25 protein-coding genes and 1 tRNA gene are annotated in these 23,343 nt (G+C 66.8%); 10 read left to right on the top strand and 16 right to left on the bottom strand.

The window, feature by feature from the left end:
* Positions 1-106: 106 nt before the first annotated feature.
* From AQZ49_RS21045 to sppA, 4 genes are all read right to left on the bottom strand, one after another.
* On the bottom strand, positions 107-766 hold the full coding sequence (locus AQZ49_RS21045; RefSeq protein WP_067620793.1) for a hypothetical protein: 660 nt from the start codon (positions 764-766) through the stop codon (positions 107-109).
* Between the two features lie 280 nt (positions 767-1,046).
* Complete coding sequence (gene tig / locus AQZ49_RS21050; protein WP_067620874.1) at positions 1,047-2,576, bottom strand: trigger factor; 1,530 nt, start codon at positions 2,574-2,576, stop codon at positions 1,047-1,049.
* A 68-nt stretch (positions 2,577-2,644) separates the two neighbouring features.
* Positions 2,645-2,729, bottom strand: a tRNA-Leu gene (locus tag AQZ49_RS21055).
* A 60-nt stretch (positions 2,730-2,789) separates the two neighbouring features.
* Positions 2,790-4,697 (bottom strand): signal peptide peptidase SppA, encoded by a 1,908-nt coding sequence (gene sppA, locus AQZ49_RS21060; RefSeq protein WP_082701975.1) that lies wholly within the window; start codon positions 4,695-4,697, stop codon positions 2,790-2,792.
* Between the two features lie 84 nt (positions 4,698-4,781).
* Here sppA and AQZ49_RS21065 point away from each other — a divergent pair, with 84 nt between their 5' ends.
* Together AQZ49_RS21065 and AQZ49_RS21070 are read left to right on the top strand one after the other, a co-directional pair.
* The gene (locus tag AQZ49_RS21065) at positions 4,782-5,828 is read left to right on the top strand and encodes an aspartate carbamoyltransferase catalytic subunit (protein ID WP_067620796.1); all 1,047 of its coding nucleotides are present in this window, start codon (positions 4,782-4,784) and stop codon (positions 5,826-5,828) included.
* The gene (locus AQZ49_RS21070; protein WP_067620799.1) at positions 5,825-7,054 is read left to right on the top strand and encodes a dihydroorotase; all 1,230 of its coding nucleotides are present in this window, start codon (positions 5,825-5,827) and stop codon (positions 7,052-7,054) included. The genes AQZ49_RS21065 and AQZ49_RS21070 overlap by 4 nt, the downstream gene beginning before the upstream one ends.
* On the opposite strand, the gene AQZ49_RS21075 is transcribed toward AQZ49_RS21070, so the two are convergent.
* Genes AQZ49_RS21075 through AQZ49_RS21085 form a run of 3 tightly spaced genes read right to left on the bottom strand, consistent with a single transcriptional unit; the run spans position 7,051 to position 9,658 of the window.
* A complete protein-coding gene (locus tag AQZ49_RS21075) occupies positions 7,051-8,490 on the bottom strand; it encodes an SPOR domain-containing protein (protein WP_082701976.1) in 1,440 nt (479 codons plus the stop codon). The two genes, AQZ49_RS21070 and AQZ49_RS21075, sit on opposite strands and share 4 nt — an antisense overlap.
* Complete coding sequence (locus AQZ49_RS21080) at positions 8,487-8,924, bottom strand: hypothetical protein (protein ID WP_067620802.1); 438 nt, start codon at positions 8,922-8,924, stop codon at positions 8,487-8,489. Before AQZ49_RS21080 ends, AQZ49_RS21075 begins: the two co-directional genes overlap by 4 nt.
* Before the next feature lie 8 nt (positions 8,925-8,932).
* Entirely contained in the window at positions 8,933-9,658 is a 726-nt protein-coding gene (locus tag AQZ49_RS21085) for a ParA family protein (protein WP_067620805.1), read from the bottom strand.
* A gap of 230 nt (positions 9,659-9,888) precedes the next feature.
* Between AQZ49_RS21085 and AQZ49_RS21090 the strand changes: the two genes are divergently transcribed.
* From AQZ49_RS21090 to AQZ49_RS21100, 3 genes are all read left to right on the top strand, one after another.
* Positions 9,889-10,932 (top strand): SPOR domain-containing protein, encoded by a 1,044-nt coding sequence (locus AQZ49_RS21090; protein WP_067620807.1) that lies wholly within the window; start codon positions 9,889-9,891, stop codon positions 10,930-10,932.
* The gene (locus tag AQZ49_RS21095; RefSeq protein WP_067620810.1) at positions 10,916-12,130 is read left to right on the top strand and encodes a DUF418 domain-containing protein; all 1,215 of its coding nucleotides are present in this window, start codon (positions 10,916-10,918) and stop codon (positions 12,128-12,130) included. The genes AQZ49_RS21090 and AQZ49_RS21095 overlap by 17 nt, the downstream gene beginning before the upstream one ends.
* A gap of 105 nt (positions 12,131-12,235) precedes the next feature.
* Positions 12,236-12,910 (top strand): L,D-transpeptidase family protein, encoded by a 675-nt coding sequence (locus AQZ49_RS21100; RefSeq protein WP_156428431.1) that lies wholly within the window; start codon positions 12,236-12,238, stop codon positions 12,908-12,910.
* A gap of 139 nt (positions 12,911-13,049) precedes the next feature.
* Here AQZ49_RS21100 and AQZ49_RS21105 read toward each other — a convergent pair whose 3' ends face one another.
* From AQZ49_RS21105 to AQZ49_RS21145, 9 genes are all read right to left on the bottom strand, one after another.
* Positions 13,050-13,832 (bottom strand): SDR family oxidoreductase, encoded by a 783-nt coding sequence (locus AQZ49_RS21105; protein ID WP_067620816.1) that lies wholly within the window; start codon positions 13,830-13,832, stop codon positions 13,050-13,052.
* 53 nt (positions 13,833-13,885) lie between these two features.
* Positions 13,886-14,617 carry a sigma-70 family RNA polymerase sigma factor gene (locus tag AQZ49_RS21110; protein ID WP_067620820.1) on the bottom strand — a complete coding sequence of 244 codons (732 nt, stop codon included), beginning with the start codon at positions 14,615-14,617 and terminating at the stop codon, positions 13,886-13,888.
* Positions 14,614-16,782: a flagellar biosynthesis protein FlhA gene (locus AQZ49_RS21115; protein ID WP_067620823.1), complete on the bottom strand. Its 2,169-nt coding sequence runs from the start codon at positions 16,780-16,782 to the stop codon at positions 14,614-14,616. The genes AQZ49_RS21110 and AQZ49_RS21115 overlap by 4 nt, the downstream gene beginning before the upstream one ends.
* 3 nt (positions 16,783-16,785) lie before the next feature.
* Complete coding sequence (locus AQZ49_RS21120) at positions 16,786-17,652, bottom strand: lysozyme family protein (RefSeq protein ID WP_231739363.1); 867 nt, start codon at positions 17,650-17,652, stop codon at positions 16,786-16,788.
* 152 nt (positions 17,653-17,804) lie between these two features.
* On the bottom strand, positions 17,805-18,194 hold the full coding sequence (locus tag AQZ49_RS21125; protein ID WP_369819166.1) for a flagellar protein FlgN: 390 nt from the start codon (positions 18,192-18,194) through the stop codon (positions 17,805-17,807).
* Positions 18,194-18,487: a flagellar biosynthesis anti-sigma factor FlgM gene (flgM, locus tag AQZ49_RS21130; protein WP_067620826.1), complete on the bottom strand. Its 294-nt coding sequence runs from the start codon at positions 18,485-18,487 to the stop codon at positions 18,194-18,196. The genes AQZ49_RS21125 and flgM overlap by 1 nt, the downstream gene beginning before the upstream one ends.
* A gap of 89 nt (positions 18,488-18,576) precedes the next feature.
* Positions 18,577-19,113, bottom strand: a complete 537-nt coding sequence (locus AQZ49_RS21135; protein WP_067620829.1) for a flagella basal body P-ring formation protein FlgA — start codon at positions 19,111-19,113, stop codon at positions 18,577-18,579.
* Positions 19,110-19,625, bottom strand: a complete 516-nt coding sequence (locus AQZ49_RS21140) for a hypothetical protein (RefSeq protein WP_067620832.1) — start codon at positions 19,623-19,625, stop codon at positions 19,110-19,112. Before AQZ49_RS21140 ends, AQZ49_RS21135 begins: the two co-directional genes overlap by 4 nt.
* Position 19,626: 1 nt before the next feature.
* The gene (locus tag AQZ49_RS21145; RefSeq protein WP_067620837.1) at positions 19,627-20,280 is read right to left on the bottom strand and encodes a MotA/TolQ/ExbB proton channel family protein; all 654 of its coding nucleotides are present in this window, start codon (positions 20,278-20,280) and stop codon (positions 19,627-19,629) included.
* A 284-nt stretch (positions 20,281-20,564) separates the two neighbouring features.
* Here AQZ49_RS21145 and flgB point away from each other — a divergent pair, with 284 nt between their 5' ends.
* From flgB to AQZ49_RS21170, 5 genes are read left to right on the top strand one after another with little or no spacing between them, the layout of a single operon-like run.
* Positions 20,565-20,912 carry a flagellar basal body rod protein FlgB gene (flgB, locus tag AQZ49_RS21150; RefSeq protein WP_067620883.1) on the top strand — a complete coding sequence of 116 codons (348 nt, stop codon included), beginning with the start codon at positions 20,565-20,567 and terminating at the stop codon, positions 20,910-20,912.
* 4 nt (positions 20,913-20,916) lie between these two features.
* Entirely contained in the window at positions 20,917-21,342 is a 426-nt protein-coding gene (gene flgC / locus AQZ49_RS21155; protein WP_067620840.1) for a flagellar basal body rod protein FlgC, read from the top strand.
* The gene (locus tag AQZ49_RS21160) at positions 21,339-21,698 is read left to right on the top strand and encodes a flagellar hook capping FlgD N-terminal domain-containing protein (RefSeq protein WP_082701977.1); all 360 of its coding nucleotides are present in this window, start codon (positions 21,339-21,341) and stop codon (positions 21,696-21,698) included. Before flgC ends, AQZ49_RS21160 begins: the two co-directional genes overlap by 4 nt.
* A 43-nt stretch (positions 21,699-21,741) precedes the next feature.
* Positions 21,742-22,557, top strand: coding sequence for a flagellar hook-basal body protein (locus AQZ49_RS21165; protein ID WP_067620844.1), 816 nt, complete (start codon positions 21,742-21,744; stop codon positions 22,555-22,557).
* A 14-nt stretch (positions 22,558-22,571) separates the two neighbouring features.
* Complete coding sequence (locus tag AQZ49_RS21170) at positions 22,572-23,315, top strand: flagellar basal body rod protein FlgF (RefSeq protein ID WP_067620847.1); 744 nt, start codon at positions 22,572-22,574, stop codon at positions 23,313-23,315.
* Positions 23,316-23,343: the final 28 nt, after the last annotated feature.

The raw sequence follows: 23,343 nt of genomic DNA on the forward strand, positions 1-23,343 counted from the left end.
AGAGCATCGTGCAAAAAGCAGGCACCGGTTTTTTGCAATAAACGATGTGAAAACAAATACTTCTAAAGCATACTGCGTCTCACATTAAACGCATTGTGCTTTAGCCTCAGGATTGCCGGACGCGGCGCTGCAAGTCTTGCAGCGCGGCCAGTTGCGCCTCCATCGCGCGCATGCGCGCCTCTGCCTTGGCCAGCTTTTCCTTCATGTCGTCCGCACGGCGCTTGGCCGAGGACCAGCGCGACAGCCGTCGCCCGCTGTCGCGCAGCATGAAGGCCAGCACATCAACGAATCCCTGCCGCCGGGGCACGAGGGCACGCGCGGAGGGCAAGGGCACCTCGGGACTGGGTGCAACCTCAACCGGGGATGGTCGGTGCGCGTGCGGTTCGGGCTCTGGCGGCAGGGCGAGTGCGGGGGCGCACTCAGGCTCGATCCGGACAATGGGCAGAGTACTGTCCGGCGGCGAGATCGGTTCGGCAAGGCCTGGTTCGGCTGGCGTGGCCAGGATCAACAAGTCTTCGGCAGCGCGGCTGGCATGGTGCTGCGCAGGACTGGCATGGTGCTTTGCACGTTCGCGGGCAGCGGCAAGTCGCGCGGCCTTTTTCGCCGCCTTTCGGCTGATCGGACGGACCGGCGGCGGCGCATGATCTGCGGGCACGACCAGCGCCGTGGCTGGCCAAGACGCGGCGGTGATCACCGCACCACGATGGGCCGGCACGATCTGGTCGGCGGGAAAGCCGGGTGGGGCTGCCGCCCCCTGACGCAGCATCAGGGCAACATCCTCTCGCGCGTGGCGGGGCGAGGGCGGCGGGGCATCCTGGCGCGAAGCCCGACCTTTGCGGGCGGAGCGACCGTTGGATGCGGACTGGGCGAGGCGATTACGCGTAGGTTGCATCGCGTGAACCCCTTCGGGTCTGGGTGGATGCAAGGGACTGTCTCACAGCCCGATTCGCAGCGGCAATCCGCAAGAACGCTAAGGATCAACCCCATGGCAAAAGGGCGACCCTTGCGGATCGCCCTCATGAAATTCAACCTGTTGAATAAAAGGCTTATTCGCCTTCTGGTGTGGCCGCCGCAGGCTTCTTCTTCGGTGCAGCCTTCTTCTTCGGTGCGGGCGCTTCTTCGGCCACGGCCTCTGCAGCCGGGGCTTCATCGCTCACCGGTGCTTCGGCAGCAGCCTTCTTCTTGGGCGCGGCCTTCTTCTTGGGCGCCGGTGCGGCTTCGGCCTCGACGGCAGGCGGGTTGCCGTTTTCGTCGGCTTCGATCGCTGCCTGCAGCGCTTCGCGGGTCACTTCGCGTTCGGTCACTTCGGCCTTGTCGAACAGGAAATCGACCACTTTGTCTTCATACAGCGGCGCGCGCAGTTGCGCGGCGGCCAGCGGTTCGGACCGGATGTAGTCGAGGAAACGCTGGCGATCCTGTTCGCGATACTGCTGCGCCGCCTGGCGGATCAGCATGTCCATTTCCTGGTTGGTGATCGCCACGCCGTTGCTCTGGCCGATTTCCGACAGCAGCAGGCCCAGACGCACGCGGCGTTCGGCGATGCGGCGATAGTCGTCCTTTTCCGCCTCGATTTCCTTGAGCGCGGCTTCGGCGTCTTCTTCCTTGGCGGCTTCCTGGGTCAGTTGCTGCCAGATCTGTTCGAACTCGGCCTCGACCATCGACGGCGGCACCGCGAAATCGTGCCCGGCGGCCAGCGTGTCGAGCAACTGGCGCTTCATCTGGGTGCGGGTAAGCCCGGCGTTTTCCTGTTCAAGCTGGCCACGCAGCAGACCGCGCAACTGTTCGATGCTTTCCAGCCCAAGCTGCTTGGCAAAATCGTCGTTGGCGACGAATTCGCCCGGAACCTTGACCGCCTTGACGGTGATGTCGAAGGTCGCGGCCTGGCCCTTGAGGTTGTCCGCCGGATAGTCTTCGGGGAAGGTGACCGTGATGGTCTTTTCATCGCCCGCCTTGACGCCCACCAGTTGTTCTTCAAAGCCGGGGATGAAGCGACCGGCGCCGAGTTCGAGCGGGGCATCTTCGGCGGTGCCGCCATCGAACGCCACGCCGTCAAGCTTGCCAACGAAATCGATCAGGATCTGGTCGCCATCGCGCGCCACAGCGCCTTCTTCGGCATCCGAAAAGGTCTTCTGGCCTTGCGCGATGCGGGCAACCGCTTCTTCGACTTCGGCGTCAGACACCGGCACGATCAGCTTTTCCAGCTTCAGCCCGTCGGTCGACGGCGCTTCGATCACCGGCAGCACTTCGAGCGAGACCGCCAGTTCGGCGTCTTTGCCCTGGTCATAGCCATCGGCCAGCAACACTTCGGGCTGGGTCGCGGGGCGCAGGCCATGGTCGGCGACCACTTTGTCGATCGCTTCGCGAATCGAAGTCTGCAGCGCTTCCTGATGCAATGCCGGCCCGTGCAGCTTGCGCACCAGGTTGGCGGGCACTTTGCCGGGGCGGAAGCCCGGCATGCGCACTTGCGGCGCAATCTTGGCAACTTCACCTTCAACCCGCGCGGCGATGGCCGACGCCGGAATGGTCACGGAATAGGCGCGCTTCAGGCCCTCGTTGCTGGTTTCGACGATCTGCATCTCGGTTAGATCCAACTCTTTTATCGACGTCGTGTCATGTTCGAAAAGACGGAGCCGGCCGACGGCTCTGGTGCGGGCGAAGGGACTCGAACCCCCACATCTTGCGATACTGGAACCTAAATCCAGCGCGTCTACCAGTTCCGCCACGCCCGCGTCCGGCGAAAGGCGAGCGACGCCCCTATATCAGCGCCGATGAAAGCACAAGCGGCTGCTTCAGTGCGCCGGACCAAACAGCACCGCCAGCCAGGTGGCCCGCGTTGCCGCCGTATCGGGCGCGGGCGTGGTTGGCGTGACCAACCCTGCACATTCCAGGCAATAGGCCTGCGCCCCATGCCCGCCCAGCAACCGTTCGAGATCGCCCGCCAGTTGCCCGGCCAACGCCGAGCGCGCCAGCGTGACACGGCCGATCAGATCGCGGCCACTGGCGTGCGAGCTGTCATCGGCGCTGTCGTCATCGTCGTCATCGTTCAGCACCGACTGGACAAAGCCGCTGAACGTGTCGCTGCTGTCCTCCAGATAGACCGGGTGCCACTTGGCAGTGCCCGCGCGATGCGCCGCCCAGGCCAGCGCCTGATCCAGATCGCCGAATTCATCGACGAGCCCCAGTTGCCGCGCGGTTCCGCCATCCCACACGCGCCCTTGCGCGATCTTGTCGACCGCTTCTGGCGTCTTGTGGCGCGATGCGGCAACCAGCCCGACAAAGCGGTGATAACCCACCTCGATTTCCGACTGGATCACCCCTTCGACCGTGGGATTGAGCCCGCCCAGCACATCGGGCTGGCCCGACAGCGCGGTCGTGCGCACCCCGTCGGTGCCGATGCCAAAGCGCCCGAGCGCGTCTTCGAACGAGGGGATGATCGCAAAGATGCCGATCGACCCGGTGATCGTCGCCGGTTCGGCAAAGATCCGGTCGGCCGGGGTGGACACCCAATAACCGCCGCTGGCCGCCAGATTGCCCATCGACACCGCGACCGGCAGCCCGGTCGCCTTGAACCGGGCGATCGCGCTGCGGATGCGTTCGGCTGCCAGCACCGATCCACCCGGCGAATCGACCCGCACCACCAGCGCGGAATAGTCCCCGCTGGCAGTCGCCTTGTCGATCAGCCCGGCAATGCGGTCGCCGCCGGCCGCGCCCGGCCCTGCCGTGCCATCGACGATTTCGCCCGCCACGGTCACCACCGCAATCGCCTTGCCCGCCTTGGGCGTGCCCAGATCGGCCAGATAAGTGCCCAGATGCGTCGCCTTGTAGGCGCCGATCCCGCCATCCTTGTCGGCGCCGACCAGTTCGCTCACGCGTTTGCCGAATGCCACTTTGTCACCGATGCGGTCGGCCAGACCCGCCGCCACGGCCGCCTTGGCCGCGTCGTTGCCCGATGCGGCCAGCCATTTGACCGGATCGCCCGTCGCCAGCGCGATATTGGCCCGTGGCCGCGCCGCCTTCACATCATCCTGCCAGTCGTGCCACAACGCGCCATAGACGGCGTTTTCGGCCTCCTTGGCTTCGGGCGAGAAGTTCTGCCGCACATAGGGTTCGACCGCGCTCTTGTAGGTGCCCACCTTGAACACGTGCGCCCTGATCTTCAGGCGGTCGAGCAAGTCGTGATAGAACAGCGCCGTACCGCCAGGGCCACGCACCATCACCCCGCCCAGCGGATCGACCCAGATCTCGCTGGCATGCGCGGCCAGTTGCAGCGTGGCATCGTCATAGAGCACCGCGCGTGCCAGCACCGGCTTGCCCGCGTGGCGCACTTTGTCGAGCGCCGCGCCGATGCGGGTCAGCGTGACCTGGCTGCCGCCGCCGAAATCCTCAAGATCGAGCGTGACCGCGCGAATGCGGCCATCGCCCGCCGCCGCCTCGATCGCGCGGACCAGATCGCGTTCCAGATACTGGTGCCGGGTCTTGCCGCCGGACAGCAGCAGCGCGCTGGCTTCGACTTTGGCGCGTTCCTCGACGATCGGGCCATCGAGCGTGATCGCCAGCGCACCTTCGCGCACATGGCCGGCCATCGGCTTCATCGACAGGGCTACCGACAACCCCCCGAAAAACAGAAGGAGCAGCACGAGCACGAGCCCGTCCTTGATGGCGACGAGGATCTTCCAGACAGTGCGGGCAAATTTCATGGGGGATATCTAGGTGGCTATGTGCCATTGCGCCAGTCGAAACACTTGGCAGATGGGGCAAGCGTGCCTAGGGGATCAACTTCGATGCAACCATCGATCCCCACCTCGCCCCAGATCGCGCCCACCTTGCGCGAATACCCCGCTGGCGGGCTCGCCTTTCCTCATCGCGACCTCACCGGTATCGGCCAGTTGGCCCGGCACGAGATCCTTTATCTGCTCGACGAGGCGGAACAGTGGGTCGAACTGAACCGGCAATCGCAAAAGCGCGCGGGGCTGTTGTCGGGGCTGACCATCATCAACGCCTTTTTCGAGAATTCGACACGCACCCTGCTGTCCTTCGAAATCGCGGGCAAACGGCTGGGTGCCGATGTCGTCAACATGCATGCGGCGACCTCCAGCGTCAAAAAGGGCGAAACGCTGATCGACACCGCGATGACGCTCAACGCCATGCGCGCCGATGCGATCGTCATCCGCCATGCGAGTTCGGGCGCGGTGCGGCTGATCGCGGGCAAAGTCGATTGCCCGGTGCTCAACGCCGGGGATGGCCAGCACGAACACCCGACCCAGGCGCTGCTCGACGCGCTGACCATCCGCCATGCGTTGAACCTTTCGCGCGGCAGCGATCTCAATGGGCTGAACGTGACGATCTGCGGCGATATCCTGCACAGCCGGGTGGCGCGTTCCAACATCCTGGCGCTGACCGCGCTGGGCGCCAATGTGCGGGTCTGCGCGCCGCCTGCGCTGATGCCTGCCGAGATCGAGGCGATGGGCGTGCAGGTGTTCCACGATTTCGATGCCGCGCTCAAAGGGGCCAACATCATCATGATGCTGCGCCTGCAACAGGAACGCATGCAGGGCCAGTTCATCCCCTCGCCGCGCGAATACCGCCATCTCTACGGACTGACGCTCGAACGACTGGCGCGCGCCGAGCCCGATGCGCTGGTGATGCACCCCGGCCCGATGAACCGGGGGATCGAAATCGACAGCCAGGTGGCCGATCATCCCACCCGCAGCCTGATCACGCATCAGGTCGAACGCGGCGTCGCCATCCGCATGGCCTGCCTCGATGTGTTGACCCGGCGCGCGCGCGCGCTGCCCGGCTGGGACGCGCTGACGGGAGGTGCAGCATGATCCCGCGGCCCATCACCATCACCGGCGGTCGGCTGGTCCTGGCCGAAGGCGCACCCGTGGCAGCCGCGATACGGCTGGTCGGCGGGCGGATTGCCGCGCTGGGCCCGATCGTGCCCGAACCGGGTGACACCGTGGTCGATGCCAGGGGCCAGTTGATCGCGCCCGGCCTGGTCGATCTGGGCGTCTTCGCGGTCGACAAGCCGGCGTTCCATTTCGGCGGGATCACCCGCGCCGCGTTGATGCCCGATCAGGGCCCGCCGCTCGATCACCCGGCGCGCGTGCGGTTTGCCGCGCTGTCGGGCAAACCCGACATGTGGATCCATCCGCTGGCCGCCGCAACGCGCGGGCTGAACGGCGTGGAACTGGCCGAACTGGCGCTGATGCGCGATGCAGGGGCCCGCGCGGTGGCGACCGGGCGACGCTGGATCGATGATTCGGGGGTGATGGCGCGGCTGCTGTCTTATTGCGCAATGCTTGGCCTGGTGGTCGTAACCCATGCCGAAGATGCGGGCATGGCGGGCCAAGCTGTGGCCACGGCGGGCGAAATGGCCACCCGGCTGGGCCTGCCGAGCGCCCCGGCCGAGGCCGAGGCGCTGGCCGTCGGGCGCGATATCGCTCTGGCCGAGATGACCGGTGCGCATGTCCATTTCCGCCAGGTGACCACCGCGCGCGCGCTCGATCTGGTGCGCGCGGCCAAGCGGCGCGGGCTGCGCGTGACCGCCGGCGTAACCCCGGCGCATTTCATGCTGTCGGATCTGGAACTGGCCAATTTCCGCACGTTTTCGCGCATGTCGCCGCCGCTGCGGCAGGATGCCGATCGGCGCGCGGTGGTCGATGCGATTGCCGATGGCACGATTGACGTGATCGCATCGGGCCACGACCCGCGCGGCCCCGAAGACAAACGGCTGCCGTTTGCCGATGCCGAACCGGGCATGGCCGGGGCCGAAACGCTGCTGCCGCTGACGCTGACGCTGGTGCGCGATGGCCGGATCGATCTGGCACGCGCGTTCGATCTGGTTGCCGGGGCGCCCGCGCGACTGCTGGGGGTCGAGGCCGGGGTGCTGCGCGTCGGCGCCGAAGCCGACATCGCGCTGATCGATCCCGAACGCCCGTGGGTGGTGTCATCCGACAAGATGGCGGCAAGCGCGGGCAACACCCCGTTCGACCGCAGGCCGGTCGAAGGCCGGGTAACCGCCCTGTTCAAGGGCGGCACGCGAATCGATTAGCGTGCAGCGTTGATCTTGCCCGGACGCGTCGGCGCCGCGTGACTTGCCACCGGACGCACCGCCGGGGCGGTGTGGACGGGCACCACGTGCACCGGGGCCGGGCGGGCATCGGCGGATTGGACGCCATTTACCCGCGCCGCGGCGTTGACCGCCATCACCAGGCAGGCGCCGCCATGCGCGCGCAGCGATCCGCACAGCGAGGCCGCCGAGGCCTGGCCGACAAAGCCCGCTGCCTGCAACCGCCAGAAGTCGCGCCCATGCACGTTGACTTTGGTGATCAGGTTGGGATGGCCCTGCAGGCTGGGGTTGCGGGCGGTGAAATGCAGCCAGGCGCGGTGCGCCGAATCCGCGCTGTTGAACGCGCCCAGTTGCACCAGATGCGTGCCAAGCGCGTGGCCGGGCGCCACGGTCGGCGCGGCCCGGTGCGGGGCGGTGGGGTGCAGTTCGGTGGGGTGCGGCTCGGCGCGGGCAACACGCACCGGCGCGCGCTGCTGGATGGGCAGCGGCTCGACCACCGGGATCGAAACGGTTGCAGGTTTCGCGGCAGGCACTGCGGCGGGCGGCGCAGACGGCGCCAGATCGATCCGCGCCAGCGCGCCCGAGGCATAAGGTGCAGGGGCCGGTGCGGCGGGCAGTTCGGCAGCGGCAACCGCCTTTTCCGGCGCGGCCGGCTGGTTCGGCGCGGCGCCGGGGAAATGGGCCAGCGCCAGTGCCTCGGGCTGGCCGGTGTCGCCGATCAAGGGCGCGCGCACCAGGCTGGCCACGCGGCGGCGCGCGTCTTCGGGGCGCGCCATCGCTGCCCACGACTGAATCCGGGCATCGACCTGATCGGCGGGAATGTCCTGCCCGGCCATGATCTTGGCCTCGGCCCACATGCCCGACAGGGCATAGGCCAGCGCCAGGTTCTGGCGCACCTTGGGCTCGTTCTGACCGTGGCGGATGGCATTGGTCAGCACGTCGATGCCGCGCTGGTTCTGCCCGGCCATGGCCAGCGCCAGCCCCAGATCGGCAGCGGGCAGCACATCGCCATACGTGTTGATGGCATCGAGCGCGGCGCCGTTCTGGCCCAGCGCCAGTTCGCACAGCACCAGACCGATCGCCGCCTTGCTGCTGTCATCACCCAGTTCGATCGCATCGGCATAGGCCTGCCGCGCGGATTCGAAGCGACCGGCACGCAGATAAGTGTTGGCGAGCAGCAGCCGCAGCCCGGCGTTGCGGCCATCGGCCTGCACCGCCTGTTCGGCCAGCGCGATCGCGCGTGGAGTTTCGCCACGGTTCAGCGCGTCGCGCGACTGTTGCGCCATCTTGTCGGGACGCGGCGCCTGATTGGAACACCCGGCCAGCAGCGCCACCCCGGCCATCCCTGCGCAAAGCAGGGCCATGCGGCGGCGCGTTGATGCCGGGCGATCTGAAAGGACGCGAAAGACTGCGGTCATGGCTGGTTTCCGGTCGGAGCTGGACAGGGCGACGGCAAAGTCACCGAACTGGTGGCAGTACCGGGTGCCCCGGCGCTGTAACGATCGAACGCTTCGGTCAGGACTTGCTGTGCGCTGCGCCGCTCGGCGGCAGCGATCTGGCGCAGGCGACGATGGCGTTCGCCATCGAGCCGCAAGGTAAACGCCACCCGCGCCCGCACCGGGCCATCGGCCTGATCCTGCGCGGCGACGATCTCGCCCGGCGCCTCGATCCCCAGCGCCTGGGCCAGCCGCGCGACTTGCAGCACGACTTCGGGCAAATCTGTCGAACCGTCGGTGTTGGCGGCGATCTCTTCGATCGGCGCGAAAGTCAGCGGCGCACGCCGCACGGGCGCGCGCTTGCCCAGCAGGGCCGACCCGAGCGAGGCCATCGGCTTGATCCCTTCGCTGCCCATGCCCACCCCTATGACCCGATCACGCGGCGGCCAAAGCCCCCGCCTGCCGGCCGCGCGATCGCACCCGACGTGACCGCCGGGCCCTGCGGCACGGCAAACACCGTGCGGCGAAAATTCTTTTCCAGCCGTTCGGACACATAAGTCCACAAGGCGGCAACTTCTGCGGCGGATTTGCCGGTCGGGTCGACTTCCATCACCGTGCGGCCATCGATCATCGATGCGGCAAAATCGGTGCGGTGGTGCAAGGTGACCGGTGCCACCGTGCCGTGCTGGCTGAGCGCGACGGCGGCTTCGGCGGTGATCCGTGCGCCCTGCGTGGCGGCGTTGACGACAAAAATCAGCGGTTTGCCCGCGCGTTCGCACAGTTCGACGGTTGCCCCCACCGCGCGCAGATCGTGCGGGCTGGGCCGGGTCGGCACGACCACCAGTTCGGACACGTGGATCACCGACTGGATCGCCATGGTGATTGCCGGCGGCGTGTCGATCACCGCCAGCTTGAAACCCTGCTGGCGCAGCAGCACCAGATCGGTGGCCAGCCGCGCCACGCTGGTCTGGGCCAGCGCGGGATAGTCCGCCTCGCGTTCGTTCCACCATTCGGTGGTCGAACCTTGCGGGTCGATATCGATCAGAACGACCGGACCTGCGCCCGCACGCTGCGCCTGCACGGCGAGATGCCCCGACAAGGTCGTCTTGCCGGACCCCCCCTTTTGCGATGCCAGTGCAAGTACGCGCAACGCTGTTCCCCGTGAAATCCAGTTTCAGTCAGGTACGAGCGATTCCAGATTTGCCTCAAATTTTGGTTAACAAACGCCCGGATCGTCCCTTTACCCACGAAAAAGCCGTGTTTTCGTCAATTTTGGCACAGCTTTCGGGGATTTTGCGGCGCACCTCGCGGCGTATTTGTCATAAGGCGCTGATGGAGATTCGCAGATTCGTTTACCAGACGGACAGGCAATTGCAGGGCATGATCGCGATGGTGAAGATGGGCAGTTGGTGGGGACGGACGACGCTGGGGCTTGGCGCGGGGCTGGCGCTGGCATGCGTGGGCGCGATTCCGGCGCGGGCCGATGTGAAGGACGGCGTCGATGCCTGGGCGCGGGGTGATTACGATGCCGCCGTGGCGCAGTGGCAGGGGCCTGCCGCCAATGGCGATCCCGATGCCATGTTCAACATGGGCCAGGCCTATAAACTGGGCCGGGGCGTGCCCAGGGACGTGGCCCGGGCCGAGGATTTCTATGCCCGCGCCGCGCGCAAGGGGCATATCCGGGCTGCCGACAACTATGGCATCCTGCTGTTCCAGACCAACCGCCAGACCGAGGCGATGCCGTGGATCACGGCCGCCGCCGATCGCGGCGAACCGCGCGCGATGTATATCCTGGGCATTGCCGCCTACAACGGCGACTATGCGCCAAAGGACATGGTGCGCGCCTATGCGCTGATGACCCGCGCGGCGCAGGCCGGGCTGCAACAGGCGATCAACAGCCTGGCCGCGATGAACGAGGCCATTCCGCTCGAACAGCGCCAGCAAGGCGTCGCGCTGGCCGAAGAGCTTGATCGCAAGGCCGTGGCCGCGCGCTCCAGCGAGATGGGTTCGGCCGACCTTGGCGGCACAAAGCCCGCCCCCGCCGCAGGCCGCGCGGTGCCGATCCGGCCCGTCGATCTGGCGCCGGCCCAGGCGGTCGCCACCGAGGATAGCCAGAGCGCCGCACCGGCCAGAATGCCGGTGGCCGTGGCGCACCCCGCCCCGCGCCCGGCCGCCACCACGCCCGCGCATGCACCATCGGGCGGATCGTGGCGCGTGCAGCTTGGCGCGTTCGGGCAAAAGGCCAATGCCGACGCGTTGTGGACCAAAGTACGCAACCGCCCCGAAATCGCCGGGCATCCGCGCCTCGATGTGGGCAGCGGCGTCGCGCGATTGCTGGCAGGCGGCTATTCCGAAGCCGAGGCCAACCGTGCCTGCGCCGCGCTGAAGGCGGCCGGGGTGAGCTGTCTTGTCACCAGCCACTGACGGGCGAATTGCCGCGATCGATTTCGTGCGCGGCGTGGCGCTGCTGGGTATCCTGACCATCAACGTGACCGGATTCTGGGGACCGACGCTCGCCAGTTTCAGCCCGCACCTGCCCCGTGCAGAACCGGGCGGCGATGCCTGGTTCTTGATCGCCTTCGTGCTGTTCGAGGGCAAGATGCGCGCGCTGTTCACGCTGTTGTTCGGGGCCAGCATGCTGCTGTTCATCGATGCGGCAGACCGGCGCGGCCACTGGGGGCCGGGGATGCAAGCGCGCCGGCTGATGTGGCTGGCACTGTTCGGGTATGCCCATTACCTGTTGCTGTGGTGGGGCGATATCCTGTTCCCCTATGCCCTGTGCGGGCTGTGCGCGCTGCTGCTGTGCCGCCTGCCTGCGGCGGGGTTGTTCGCGATGGGTCTGGGGCTGTTTGTGCTGAGCCACGGGCTCGATACGATCGGCGTGATCCAGGGGATCGGCGCCGAACAGGCGGTGCTGGCGGGGCACGGTCTGGCCGCCGATCGCGCCGACGAGGCGACCATGCTGGCAAAGATCGCCGCCTCGCTCGGTGATGACCGGCGCATTCTGGCAGCGCCGTTCGTGGCGGCGATCCGCCTGCGGCTGGTCCAGGCACCGTGGCTGCCGTTCCAGACCACCGGATCGACGTTTACCGAGACATTGCCCCTGATGCTAATCGGCATGGCGCTGCACCGCACCGGGCTGTGGCAGGGCGCATGGAGCAGGCGCGCGCTGGTGTGGACAGCGGGTCTGGGCATCGGCGCGGGCGGCGCGATCAGCGTCGCACTGGCGTGGTGGATGCGCGCGCACGGCTTTGCACCACGGGCGATGTTCGGCGTGATGGAAACCTTGACCGCGCTGCCGCATCTGGCGATGGGGTTGGGCTATGGCGCGGGGCTGATGCTGGTATGGCCCAGGCTGGCGCCAACCGCGATGGGGCGCCGGCTGGCGGCAACCGGGCGGACCGCCTTTACCAATTACCTGGGCACCACCATGCTTATGACCGCGCTGTTTTCGGGCTGGGGACTGGCGCTTGCGCAGACCATGCCGCGCGGGTTTCTGCCACTGTTTGTCCCGTTTGGCTGGGCGGCGATGCTGTGCTGGCCGGTGTGGTGGCTGGATCGGCACGCGCAGGGACCGTTCGAGGCGCTTTGGCGAAAATTGACCTGGTTAGGCATTCGCTAACCAGACTTGGAAACCACTGTGCACGGGGTTTTCGCCTATGTGCGGTGGCTGGACTGGTGAAGGGATACGCACGCGATGTGGGCCTTACCGCCGCACTGGCGCAAGATGACAAAACGACGGTTGCCGCTGATTCTGGTTGGCGGCGCGGTGGTCGTGTTGTCCGCCGATCTGGCGTTCCACGTGCTGAAGGATGTGGTCGGCCTGGTGCGCAGCGAACCCGTGCAGGCGCACGTGCCGACACCGCGCGCCGCACCACCCGCACCCCGTGCGGCGCCACCGCCACAGCCATCGCATCCCGTCGCCGACGGCCCGTTCGTGGTGAAATCGATCCTGCCCATTTCCGGCCCGATCAAGTTCGGTCAGTATTTCTGGGATGAAAGCCAGGGTCGGCCGGGCCCGCTGGTAATCACCGTCGATCTGACCGCCCGCGTGCTGTCGGTGTTTGAAGATGGCCATGAAATCGGCGCGACCGCGATCCTGAAAGGGTATGGCGAGAAACAGACGCCGGTCGGAGTGTTCCCGATCACGCAAAAGGACGCGCACCACATCTCCACCATCTTCGACGTGCCGATGCCCTATATGTTGCGGTTGACCAACGACGGGGTGTCGATCCACGGCAGCAAAGTCGAACGCGGCTATGCCACCAACGGCTGTGTCGGCGTGCCCGAACCGTTTGCCGCCAAGCTGTTCCAGGTCGCGCATCTGGGCGACAAAGTGATCATCACCGACGGCAAACGGCTGAACCTGGGCGATCCGATCATCGCCCGGCCCAAGGGCTGACACCCGGTCGCCCAAAGCGCTGTTCATACCTCCTGCCCCGCCGCCCCGCCCGATCACCATAACCTGTTGGTATCGTTGGTGGTCAGGTGGGGTGGCGGGGCGGGAGGTATGACTGCACGCCAGTGCAGCCGGATACGCCTCAGCGCGGCGCCATGCGTATGCCGCCATCGAGCCGGATCGCCTGCCCGTTGAAATAGCTGTTGCGCACCAGTTCGAGCGCCAGGCTGGCATATTCTTCGGGCCGCCCCAGCCGTTTGGGAAACGGCACCGAGGCATTGAGCCCGTCGAGCACTTTTTGCGGCAGGCGCCCCAGCAGGGGCGTGCCGAAAATGCCGGGCAGGATCGCATTCACGCGAATACCGAAATCCATCAGATCGCGCGCCATCGGCAGCACCAGCCCGCACACCCCGGCCTTTAGCGACCCATAGGCGACCTGCCCCACTTGCGCATCCTGCGCCGCGACCGATGCGGTCAGCACGATCGTGCCGCGTTCGCCATCGTCCAGCGGATCGGTCGCGGCCATGCCCAGCGCCGCCAGCGACGCCACGCGATAACTCGATATCAGGATGCCTTGCGCGGCGAATTCATAATCTTCGGTCGACAGCCGGGTCAGGGCGCCGGTTTCCTTGTTGCGCCCCACGGTCTTGCCCTTGCGATTGGCCATCGCGCAATGGACCAGCACGCGTTCCTGCCCATGCGCGGCGCGCGCGGCGGCAAAACCGTCGATCACGGACTGTTCGCTCATGATATCGACATGGACAAACCGGCCGCCGATCGCCGCGGCAACGTCGTGCCCCAGATCGTCGTTGATATCGAATATCGTCACCCGCGCCCCGGCAGCAGCCAGCGCCTCGGCCGTGGCCCGCCCCAGCCCTGATGCGCCGCCCGTAACGACGGCGGCGGTTGATGAATCAATCTGCATGGCACCCTCTCCTTTAATCGAACGATTAAAGAACGAGGTGGCTTGATGCAACCTTACAGGATATCGAACCCGTCCCCCAGCGTGGCGCGCAGCTTGTCGAGCGCCTGGGCCTTCAACTGGTGGACGCGCGGCACGCTGACTTCGAGCACCCCGGCGATTTCGGCCAAGTTCAGTTCCTCGACGAAATAGAGCTGGATGACCATCTGCAGGCGTTCGGGCAAAGTCGCGATCGCCTCGACCACCAGGTGGCGCGTTTCCTCGTCGGCGATCAGGGAAAAACTGTCGGGGCGATCGTCGGCAAACGCCATCGAGCTGTCCGAATAGGCATCGTCGATTGGTTCGAACCGCAAAGGTTCAGACGCGGCGCGCAAATCGCCCAGATCCGACAGGGTCACCCCCATCGCCTCGGCCAGTTCGCTCTCGGTCGGCTGGCGGCCCAGGATCGCGGCCAGGCTTTCGGTCTGGTCGCGCAAGGTGCGGCGCCGGTCGGAGGCCGCGCGCGACAAGGGCGCGCTGCGGCGGATCAGATCGACCATCGCCCCGCGCACGCGCAACTTGGCATAGGCGGCAAAGCCGTCTTCGGTCTGTCCGGTGTGTTTCTGCGCGCATTCGGTCAACGCGACCAGCCCGGCCTGGATCAGGTCATCGACCTCGATCCCGGCGCGGCCCGACCCGTGGGCATGCCACGCCAGGCGCCGCACCATCGGCAGAAAACGGCGGATACGGTCGGCGGTATCGTCGCGATAGGCGCGCGCGGCGGCAAAGCTGCGGTGGTGAAAATTCATGCGGCAAGTCCTTGGGGTTGCGGCCGAGCGGTTGATTGCGGATCAGGAGCCTTGGTGGCGGCACGCGCCGTGGCGGATTGGTCGGTCAGTTGCGGGGGGGCGGCGGCAGCCTCGCCACCGATCACCGCGATCACCTCGATCGGCTGGCTTTGCGGCAGTTCGGATATCGACAGCACCAGACAGGCCGGGGCGCGGAACCGCAGCGCCGCCGACAGCGTGCGCCGCGCGCGCGGTTGCACGATCAGCGCGGGGGGAATCGCGCCCGGCCCGCGCGCCGTAATCAGCGCGGCGACCCGTTCGCCCAGGCCGCGCGCCAGATCGGGCTCGATCACCGGCAATCCGCTGACCGGATCGACCATCCCTTGCAGGATCATCGCCTCCAGCCCGGCATCCAGCGTGATGACCGGCAAACGGTCGTGCGGGCTGCACACCCGCCCGACGATCATCGTGCCCAGTTCCGCGCGCAAGATATCGATCAGCCGGTCGTGTTCGGTGGTCTGCTGCACCGCCTGGCCCAGCGCGGCCAGGATCGGCAGCGGATGGCCGATGCCGATGCCGTCTTCGAGCAGCGCGCGCAGGACACGGGTGATCGCGCCCAGCGACAGCGGGTTGGGATGGATCGTCTCGACCAGCCCCGCCGATTTCTGCCGCACGCCTTCGAGAATGGCGCGCACTTCGTCGGGCCCGAGCAGCGCCTGCGGGCGTTCGCCCAGCACCTGGTTGAGGTGGGTGGCGATCACCGTGCCGGCATCGACGGTCAGGTACCCTTCGGCAATCGCGGTGTCGCGCGCCGCCGGATCGATCCAGATTGCGGGACAGCCGAAACTGGGATCGGTGGTCGCCTCGCCCTTCAAGGCATTGGTGGTACGCGCCTCGCCCGCGTTGATCGCCAGAATGCGGTCGGGGCGCACGGTCGAGCCGCCGATCTTCACCCCGCCCAGCAAGATGGCATATTCGTTGGGCGACAGTTCGAGCGAATCGCGCACGCGGAACTGCGGCACGATAAAGCCGCAGGCCTGGCTCAACTGTTTGCGCACCCCGGTAATGCGCGCCACCAGCGGCGATCCGCGCTTGACATCGACCAGGTGCACCAGCCCATAGCCCAGCTCAATCGTCACCAGCGTATGGTCCGACACTTCGTCGAGCACGATGCGCGATGGATCCGGCGGCGCCGGGGCGGGCTCTGCGCTGGCGACGCGGTGACGTTCGGCACGCTTTTTCAGATTCCACCACAGCCACCCGGCAATCCCCGCGGCGGGCAGGAATATGGATTGCGGCATGGCCGGGATCACGCCGATCGCACCCAGGATCACCGCCACCGGCAACCAGGTGGACGGACTGGCAAACTGCCCGCCGATCTGCCCGGCCAGATCGCGGCTGTCGGCCACGCGGGTCACGATCACCGCCGCCGCGATCGACAGCAACAGCGACGGCACTTGCGCAACCAGCGCGTCGCCGACCGCCAGCGTGACATATTTCTGCGCCGCATCCGCCGCGGTCAGCCCGTGGCTGAGCATGCCGAGGCAAAACCCCGCCACGATGTTGACCCCCAGGATCAGCACCGCGGCAATCGCATCGCCTTTGACGAACTTGCTGGCGCCATCCATCGAACCGTAGAAATCGGCCTCGGTCGAGATTTCGCGGCGGCGCGCCTTGGCTTCCTGCGCGTTGATCAGCCCGGCGGCCAGATCGGCGTCGATCGCCATCTGCTTGCCGGGCAAGGCATCGAGGGTGAACCGCGCCGACACTTCGGACACGCGGCCCGCGCCCTTGGTCACCACCACCATGTTGATGATCATCAGGATCATGAACACGAACAGCCCGACCGCGAAATTGCCGCCGATCAGGAAGGCGCCAAAGCTTTCGATGACATGGCCCGCCGCCGCGCCGCCGTTGTGGCCATGCACCAGCACGACGCGGGTCGAGGCGACATTGAGCGACAGCCGCAACAGCGTGGCAAACAGCAGGACCGAGGGGAAAGACGAGAAATCGAGCGGCTTTTCGGCGTTCATCGCCGCCATCAGCACCGCCACCGACAGCGCGATGTTGAACACGAAGAACACATCGAGCATCACCGCCGGGATCGGCACGACCATCAGCGCGATCAGCGTCAGGATCCCCGCCGGCAGCGCCAGCGCGCCCACATTGGATACGCGTTTCCACATGGCCTACAGCCCCAGTGCGCGGATGCGGCCATAGGCCTGGCGCACATTGGCGGTGACCCCGCCCTCGCCCTGGCCAAAGGCGCTCATCAGCGTATCGGCCATCGAGGCTTGCGCAGGTGCGGGCATGGCATCTGCCGCAGCGGCGAATTCGCGCGCAATCGGTCCGCCGGTGGGCGTGGCCGCCACCGGACCGGCAGCAAGCGTGGCCATGGGCGGCATGACACCCGGCGTGGCGGTGCCGAACCCTTCGGCCGAGGCGGCATCAAGCCGGTTGCGCAGCAGATCCATCACCTGCCCCACGCTGCGCGGGCTGGCGCCGGCAAAAAAGATCGCGCGATTGGCCGCCGCGGCCTTGGGCACCAGCGCAGCCGCGCTCTGGTCGGGATCGTTCGACAGCGCCGACAGGAACCGCCCGGCGGCGTCGGGACCGAGGAAATGCGCCAGATAGAGTTCGGCATTGTCGGGATCGCGCCCCAGCACGGCATTAAGCGCTGTGCGATTGTCGTTGGCCAATTCGCCCGCCATGAGCGCAGAGGCCTGCGGGTCCTGGCGCAGCGCCAGCAATTGCGCGCGGGTGGCGGGATCATGCGCAGAGGCACCGGCCAGGCCAAGATCGGCGCCATGCCGGTCAAGCGTGCTCAGCCAGGTCGATCCGGTGAACTGGTAGAGCCCGCGTGCGCTCGACGTGCGCGCCCGGGCCTGCGGATCGAGCCCGGATTCGAGCCGGGCCTGGGCGAGGAGATAGGTGAAATCGACCCCGGTGGCGGCCGCCGCGCGGGCGATCGCGGTCTGTACCGGCATTTGCGGGGCGACCGGCGCGGTGACACCCGGCAGGCCGGGGGGCGCGGCAAACGAATCCGAAGAGCTCACTGAACAACCTTTCCCGACCGCGACAGGCGCGGCTCCGGTCCTTGTTCAGCAAGAGGCGTGCCAATCTGGCACCACTGGGGATGCCGGGCGGCGCCTGGCGCGCCATGGGCCCGGTGTGGGCGTCCATGGGCGTGAACGGTGCGGCCCGGGCTTCAGCGCAAGCGGCGGACGCGCGCGGCATCGACGTTGGCGCGATACAACGCCGGCTGGCCGGTCAGCGCATCGAGCCGGGCCGCCACATTGGCGGCGATCAGGTTGCGCACCCGCCGGTTGGTCTCGTTGAGCCGCCGGGCGGCGTCGAGCAGGCCTAGGCATTCCTCGTCGACCGCGTCCCGGGTGGTGTCTTCCAGGCGACCGCACAGCACCGACTTGCGCACCGCGCAGCCGACGATCGAATCGACGTCGAGCCCGGCAAGCGCGTGCCGCTCGGTTTCCAGCACGGCCAGCATCTGCCGCAGCAGCTCGCGCAGTTCGAACGGGTGCATCGGACCGGCCAGGGTCCCGGCCAGTGTCTTTGCCTCTTCAACGGTCGCAGTCACCATCACGAAGCCTTTTGCAGCATGACACCGGCCGCGATCATGGCATCGCCGATCTTGGTCGGAATCACGGGGTAAGTTCCATTTTGGACGGCGCTGCGAATCTGGGAAACGCGGTCCTGATCGACCGGGGCAGAGCCCGCATCGATCGTCAGGCTGGTCGCAACCTCAGGGACGGCGCTGGTGGCCGACGCGTCGGACGAAGTGTCCGCAGCGGGCGCGCCATTGCTGGCCGGTGTGGTGGCGTTGACCTGAACCGCGCCAACCGGGCGCGACGCTCCGATTTCAAACGATGACATGGCACGCTCCTGACAATAGCATCACAGCCAAGAACGGCGGTCCGGCAGCCCGTTTAAGGGGCGCGGAAATTTTTTGCCGGTAGGACGATCTATTCGATGCGCACGACGACCAGCCCGGGGCGGACCACTTGCGCCTGGACAGGGTCGGCCTTGGGCTGCGTGCGCACCCTGATCCATGCGCCAACCGCGCCGGATTCCAACGCTTCGGCGGATTGCGAGACCGAAAACCCGTCGCCGGTCACCGCCACCGTGACCCCTTGGCCGCGTTCGATCACCGGGGCGGCAGGGGCTTGCCGGGCCGCGCTTGCCGGTTGGGCGGCGGTGGCCACATAGATGTGCCAGCCGCCGGCATCCGGGCATTCGACCAGGATGCTGGCATGGGCATCACCGCGCCACGACAACGCCAGCGGCGCCGAGCAGGCGGCCAGCCGCAGCCGGCGATCCACCACCCGCGCCGCGCCGCCCGGTGCGCCGATCGGCTGCCCGGTAAAGGCGGCGACATCGCGGTCGATCGCGGCAGGGTCCTCGATACCTTGCGCGTGGACGCCGGGCGCCAGCGCAACGGCCGGAAACAGCATGGCGGCGAAAAACCGCAGACGGGACGGATGAACGGGGGGCATGATCATGCGCCATGCACAGCAAGTTGCGTGCCAGACATGCCCCCGCCATCGACGGCGCCGTCGAAACCGACCACGGCATTGGCCCCGGCCGGCAACCCCGGTTCGATCACGATCCGCGCGGTGTCGGCGCGCGCGCCGGCGGCGCGATCAAGCATCGCCGCCTGATCCAGCGCAGCCGCCCGCCCGCCCGGGGCATAGTGCACCGTGATGGTCAGCCGCAGACGCGGATCGCGCGCCACTTCGGCAAGCCAGCGTCCCAGCGGCGGCGCACCGGGCGCCGGACGCCACACCCCCACCGCGTCGGCGCGCGCCGACGGCACGATCGGCGAGGGTGCCGGGGCGGGTGGACGTGGCGGCGGGGGCTGTGCTGCGTGACGGGGCGCGTCAGGATCATCGTGATCGTTGCCGAGCGGGCCATCCGAGGTGTTGGCCAGCGCCGAAGCGGTGACCATGAACAGGATCAGCGACAGATCGGCGAGAATCGTCTGCCAGCTCGATCGGACGGTGTGCGCAATCATCTCAGGCCGCCTCGGTGTGTCCCCGCCGCAAACGCGGGGTCACAGCGGAAAATTGCGATGCGATCCAGTCGATCAAATTCTGCCGCGCGATTTCCTCGCGTTCGGCGCGGCGCTCGATCGCACGGGCGAGCGGGGCCAGCAGGATATTGGCGAGCAGCAGGCCATAGAGCGTGGCCAGCACCGACATCGAGATCGCGTTCATGAATTGCGCGCGGGCGATCCCGCGCCCCGACAGTTGCGCCAGCGACACCAGCGTCCCGGCCAGGCCGAACACCGGCGCCAGGTCGGACGCCTGCGCCAATGTAACCGCCGCGCGTTGCGCACGGGCCAGGCGTTGCTTGCGGCTGGCAGAATGGTGCATCATCAGCATCGAGGCCGAATGGCCTTCGAGCATCGCCCTGATCGCCTCATCGAGCGCGGCATCGCCGCTGGGCCGTGCGCGCGCGCGATAGACCCCGTCCTTGCGGATATCGTTGGCCAGCGGCGCCAGATCGCCGCGCACGCCATCGGCATCGAACGGGCGTTTGAACAGCGCGGCCACTTCACGTGCGGTGGTACGGCAGTCGGCCCGCCCCGCGCGCAGCGCGGTCGCCACCAGTGTCCCGCCGATCACGATCGCGGCCGGCATTGGGTCGAACAGGTGGGCAAGCTCCATGTGCGCGCAAGGCCCCTCTATCAGGCGTGGCGATCAGGCCGGGCGTTTGCGGGAACGACCCGACCGGGGGAAGGGCACCGGATCGCTCCCGCAGGCACAAGGACGACCGGAGCGCGCGCATTTTCAGCCCCGGTGCAGAACTTTGCCGCCGCAGCGGTGATCCGGCAACGCCTTGCCGTCCGCGGAGCGCCACAGCGCGCCATTCGCCGCGATTGCGCCGTTTGGCACGGGCCTTGCTGTTCAAGCTGACGCATCGACACGCACACAGGAGCAGCGAGGATATCATGGGCGACAGCCTGTTCGGCATTCACGGCATGGCGCTGGAATTGCGCGCGCAACGGCTGGGCGTGCTGACGTCCAACATCGCCAATGCCGCAACCCCCGGCTACAAGGCGCGCGACATCGATTTCGGCTCTGCGCTCAAGGCGATGAGCCAGGGCGCCAGCACGTCGGCCGCGGTCGGCGCGGCCACCCAGTACCGTGTTCCGGTGATGCCCAGCCTTGATGGCAACACCGTCGAGATGTCGACCGAACAGACCGCGTTCGGCGAAAACGCCATCCAGTACGAAGCCACACTCAACATGCTGCAAGACCGGGTCCAGACCGTGACCCGCGCGCTGAAGGGGGAATAGACCGATGTCCGGTTCCGGCCCTTCGCATCCGATGACGCTGTTCGATGCCGCCAGCCGTGCGATGTCGGCACAACTGGTGCGGATGAACGCGGCGACATCGAACCTGGCCAATGCCGGCACTGTCGCGGGCAGTGCGGCCGCCGCTTATCGCCCGTTGCGCCCGGTGTTTGCCACCGTGCTCGACGGCACCACCGGGATCGCCTCGGTCAAAGTGCAGGGCGTCTACCAATCGGGCGCCGCGCCCGTGCGCACGCACGATCCCGACAATCCGCTGGCCGATGCCAACGGCGATGTGTGGGGTTCGGGTGTCGATGAAAATGCCGAGATGATCGAGATCACCGATGCATCGCGGCAATACCAGAACATGGTCGAGGCCATGCAGACCGCCAAACAGCTCACCCTTGATACGATGAGGATGAAAACGACATGACCAGCGTTTCCGGCACCAATTCGGCCAATTCGGCCAGCAGCAGCAGTTCATCGAATTCGATGAGCGCCTACAACAACCTGACCGAAGGCGATTTCATGACGCTGCTGACGACGCAGCTCGCCAACCAGGACCCGACCAATCCGGTCGACGATACGCAGATGCTCGCCCAGTTGGCGCAGTTTTCGACGCTGGCCGCCGCCGACACGACCAATTCCGACCTGTCGACGATTTCCGGCCAGATCAGCAGCGCGACCGGAACCTCCGGGGTGGACAGTTCAAGCGGCACTTCGGGCACCGGCAGCACAGGCACGGGCAGCTCCGGTACGAACACGCCGTCATCGGGCGTGATGGCCTGATCCACGGTTTCATTTTCCCGCATTCAACGGAGTCTTATGCGTCATGGGCTATACAATTTCCCTCTCGGGCCTGCAGAACGCGCAGACCGATCTCAACGTGATCGGCAACAACATCGCCAATGCCGACACCAACGGTTTCAAGAGCAGCAGCGTCGCGTTTTCCAACCTGGTCGCCGCCAGCGCCTATACCAATCCCAAGGACACGGTCGGGATCGGTTCCACAGTCGCGTCGATCGATCAGAATTTCAGCCAGGGCGCGATCCAGCAGACCGGCTCCGCGCTGAACCTGGCGGTCAGCGGCGATGGCTTCTTCACCGTCAAATCGACCTCCACCGGTCAGCTTTCCTATACCCGCAATGGCGATTTTTCGCTCGATTCGACCAATTCGGCGACCACCGGCGATAGCTATATCGTCGACGCGAACGGCAACCACCTGCAAGTGATGAACACCAGCGGCAATGGCGTCACCGATGCCCTGGTGCCCACCACCGACAGCGCGAATGCGGCATTTTCGGGCGTTACGGTGGCCGCCAACGGCCAAGTCAGTGCCTCCTATACCGACGGCACGAGCACGGTCATCGGCACGATCGCGCTGGCCAATTTCAATTCGCCGGAGGGCCTGCAACAGACCGGTGCTGCCGATTACACCGCCACCGGCATTTCGGGCGCGGCGATCTATGGTCAACCCGGCACCGGCACCAACGGCAGCCTGGAATCGGGTGCGCTCGAAGCCTCGAACGTCGATCTGTCGTCGCAGATGGTCAACCTGATCACCGCGCAGCAGTATTTCCAGGCCAATGCCAAGGCGATCGATACCAACACGACCATCTCCGAAGCCATCATCAACCTGCATAGCTGATCGGTGATCGCACCATGGATCGCCTGATCTACACCGCCTACACCGGCCTGTCGGCATCGATGATCCAGCAACGGGTGATCGCCAACAACATGGCCAATGCGCAGACCACCGGGTTTCGCGCCGAACTGCTGGTGGCCACCCCGACCACGGTCAAGGGCACCGGGCTGGAGGCGCGCGCCATGACCGATGCCCAGGTGCGCGGCGCCAACATGCAGCAGGGCGACCTGGAACAGACCGGCAATCCGCTCGACGTGGCGCTGACCGGGGATTCGATGCTGGCGCTCCAGGCCGGAGACGGCACCGAAGTCTATACCCGGCGCGGCGATCTGGCGGTTGATGCCAACGGCACGCTGGTCAATGGCGACGGGCTGCCGGTGCTGTCGGAAACCGGCCCGATCACCGTTCCTGCGGGCACCAAACTGGCGATCAACCCCGACGGCACCGTGCTGGCCACCGATCCGGCACTGGCCAACGCCCCGGCCGAGGCCATCGGCCGGCTCAAACTGGCCTCGACCACCGGCAGCGTGGTCGAAAAAGGCCTCGACGGGTTGTTCCGGGTGGTCGGCGGCGGGGTTCTGCCCGGCGACGATGCGGCCAGACTGGTCAGCGGATCGCTGGAAAAATCCAATGTCAACGCAACCCAGGTGCTGGTCGACATGGTGTCATCGCAACGCCTGTTCGAAATGCGCGCCAAAGTGGTCGCCAGCGCCAAGGACAACGATGAAAAATCGACCGAGCTGATGTCGCTGCCGACATGACCAAGCCCTGACCCCCTGCGGAGCATCC

This window comes from Novosphingobium sp. FSW06-99 (genome assembly GCF_001519065.1).
Taxonomy (GTDB): Bacteria; Pseudomonadota; Alphaproteobacteria; order Sphingomonadales; family Sphingomonadaceae; genus Novosphingobium.